This window comes from Pseudoalteromonas sp. BSi20311 (genome assembly GCF_000239875.1).
Classification (GTDB): Bacteria; Pseudomonadota; Gammaproteobacteria; order Enterobacterales; family Alteromonadaceae; genus Pseudoalteromonas.
Map to the genome: position 1 here is coordinate 1 of NZ_BADU01000138.1, position 1,029 is coordinate 1,029.

Sequence of the window (1,029 nt, forward strand, 5' to 3'; positions counted from 1 at the left end):
AAACCATTGGTCGCGCCCAGTGCGTTGGTTCAGGCAAGACAGAGGTTGGGGGAAGACGCTGTTCGAGAGGTGTTTCGAGTGATGGCAAAGCATAGCTATGAGTCTAATCAATTTGAAACCTGGGCTGGATTAAATTTGCTGGCTGTTGATGGTGTTGTCTGGCGAACGGCTGATACGCAGGAAAATCATGAAGTGTTTGAGACACAGAGTAATCAACATAGAGAGAATACTTATCCTCAGATCCGTATGGTTTGCCACATGGAAATCACCAGCCATCAACTTATCAATAGCGCCTTCTCGGGTTACCGCACCAATGAAATGAAGTTGGCCGAGGAGTTGGTAAGCACGACTCCAAATCATTCTTTAACGCTGTTTGATAAGGGATATTACTCTCTTGGTCTGCTAAATCGTTGGCATCAAGCAGGTGAGCAAAGACACTGGATGATACCCGCGAAAAAAGACCTTCAGTATGAGGTGCTACGTAGCTTTAGCAAACAGGACCAGCATATACGTTTAACCAGCACACCACAGGCAAGGAAGAAATTCACTGACTTGCCTGAATACGTCGAAGCAAGATTAGTCACGAAAACGATAAAAGGGAAAACGTATCGAATGTTATCGTCAATGGTAGACCCAATGCGATTTCCAGGTGATGAGATGGTTGAATTATATCGATACCGATGGGAAATTGAGTTGGGCTACCGCGAGATGAAGCAATCACTTCTTAACAGCGAATATACGCTAAGAAGTAAACGCCCAGATATGATTAGGCAAGAACTATGGGGCGTACTGCTGTGCTATAACTTAATCAGGCAAGGAATGACGGCAGCAGCAGGGAAATTAGGAGGTGTGTTACCCAATCAACTTAGTTTTACCAGCTGTTCAATGGCTATTACACACTTCTTCGTTACTGTATCGTTGAGCAGTCCAGGCAATATTCCTAAAGCATACAATGCCTTACTCACGAAAATGAGCTTCTTCTTGTTACCAGAAAGGCGAGAAGACAGGAGCTACCCAAGATGGGTAAAA

1 protein-coding gene is annotated in these 1,029 nt (G+C 44.5%); it reads left to right on the forward strand.

The genetic code is table 11. The annotated features are described in order from the left end of the window. Positions 1-6 precede the first annotated feature (6 nt). Positions 7-1,029, forward strand: a 1,023-nt coding sequence (locus tag P20311_RS14090; RefSeq protein ID WP_274377859.1) for an IS4 family transposase, incomplete at its 3' end; no start/stop codon positions are given.